Origin of the sequence: Propionivibrio sp. (assembly GCF_017995515.1) — a bacterium.
Classification (GTDB): Bacteria; Pseudomonadota; Gammaproteobacteria; order Burkholderiales; family Rhodocyclaceae; genus Propionivibrio.
In genome coordinates, this window is the sequence record NZ_JAGOIT010000060.1 from 1 (window position 1) to 1,558 (window position 1,558).

3 protein-coding genes are annotated in these 1,558 nt (G+C 64.6%); 2 read left to right on the plus strand and 1 reads right to left on the minus strand.

The features are described 5' to 3' along the window. Positions 1 to 299, minus strand: a 299-nt coding sequence (locus KBA32_RS10965) for an HTH domain-containing protein (protein WP_294358828.1), incomplete at its 3' end; no start/stop codon positions are given. Between the two features lie 26 nt (positions 300 to 325). Here KBA32_RS10965 and KBA32_RS10970 point away from each other — a divergent pair. After that, positions 326 to 541 (plus strand): hypothetical protein, encoded by a 216-nt coding sequence (locus KBA32_RS10970; protein WP_294358830.1) that lies wholly within the window; start codon positions 326 to 328, stop codon positions 539 to 541. 198 nt (positions 542 to 739) lie between these two features. Then, a partial coding sequence (locus tag KBA32_RS10975; protein ID WP_294358833.1) for a biosynthetic peptidoglycan transglycosylase occupies positions 740 to 1,558 on the plus strand: 819 nt, incomplete at its 3' end.

The window sequence follows — 1,558 nt, forward strand, 5'->3', positions numbered from 1 at the left end:
GTGTCGAGGTTGGCGAGCAGGTGTTGCATGGTGAGCAGGGCGTGGATTTCCTCGGCCGAGAACCAGATGCCGGGAAGTTCGTACGGGCGGGCGGTGTTCTGGGTGGGGTGCTTGAAGCGGTAGCCGCCCGCCACGCGGTCATGGACGATCGGTGCGTTGAGGCGGTCGCGCAGGTAGGCGAGGTCGCGCATCAGCGTTGCACGCGAGACTTCGAGTGCGTGCATGAGGTCGTCGAAGCCGACGACGCCGCGGTCGTTGAGCAGTTGGTCGATTCGGTAGGCGCGTTCCAGCTGGCTCATGGCTCTCCCTTTGTTCTCATGGTGCGATGTCCGGCATGTTATTCGGTTTGACAATGTCTTTGAACGCGTCCGGCGCGGCGCCAGCAGGCGGGTTTTTCGAAGGCGCCGGCGTTGATGCGCGGGGCGGTGAATATCCGGTGGGCATTGTCGCGCAGCGCCGCTTCGTATTGTGCGACGCCGATCAGTCGGTCGAAGAGTCGTTGCAGCAGGTTCATATCGAAGACCTCGTGGTTGATCATTAGAAAGACGGCTCTGCCGCACGGGGAAGTGTATCGGGCAGTGCGATCAGTATCGCGAACGAGAGTCTCACCAGATGAGACTCTCGTTTTCGGGCGCAAAAAAACTTCGGCATTGGCGTTACCCGCTGGTGTTGCCAATTCGCAATGCGACGTCCGATGAGGCACACTCGCGCCGGTTATGACCTGTCTGCCCGCTGTCAAATGAGTCCGTTCCCTGTCCACCGCACCGTGTTTTTCCTGCTGCTTCTCGTGGGTTGCGCTGCGTGCCTGCCGGCCATGGCTGCGCCGACCTTCCGTGAAGTCCGGGCTGCGTACGTCGAATCCGACGCCTGGTTGCTGGCGCGTGACGGGCGACCGTTGCAGAGCAAGCGCATCGACATGAAGGGGCGGCGTTTGCCGTGGACGCGCATCGAGGACGTTTCGCCGGCCTTGCTGCGTGCGCTACTGGTATCCGAAGACCGCCAGTTCTACGAACACTCGGGCGTCGACTGGGGCGCCGTGGCGGTGAGCGCTTGGCGCAACCTGTGGAACACGCGCACGCGCGGGGCGAGCACGCTGACCATGCAGCTCGTCGGCTTGCTCGACGAGTATTCCGAAGCGTTGGCGGGTAACGATAAGCCCAGGGCGGCGCGGCGCACCGTGACGCAGAAGGTGTCGCAGGCGGCGAGCGCGCTGTGGCTGGAAAAGCGCTGGAAGAAGGACGAGATTCTCGAGGCCTATCTCAACCTCGCGGGTTTTCGCGGCGAGATGGTCGGCGTCGCGGCGATGAGCCGAGGCCTGTTCGGCAAGTGGCCGGACGGTCTGGACGAGCGCGAGGCGGCGCTCGCTGCGTCGCTGCTGCGGGCGCCGGGTGCGTCACCGCAAGTCGTCGCGACGCGCGCTTGCGGCGTCCTGCAGGCGACGGCACAAATGCAGCGCGCAAGGGCCGCGGATTGTGAAGGTCTGGAGGGCTTTGCCAAGATCGCACTGGCCGGCGGCTTGCGCGATCAGGCGGTCGATTCCGGCGCCGCTTGGCTGGGG

Excerpts from the sequence above, each read along its gene's own strand:
- KBA32_RS10970 (WP_294358830.1), top strand. The coding sequence starts at position 326 with ATGTCCGGCATGTTATTCGGTTTGACAATGTCTTTGAACGCGTCCGGC.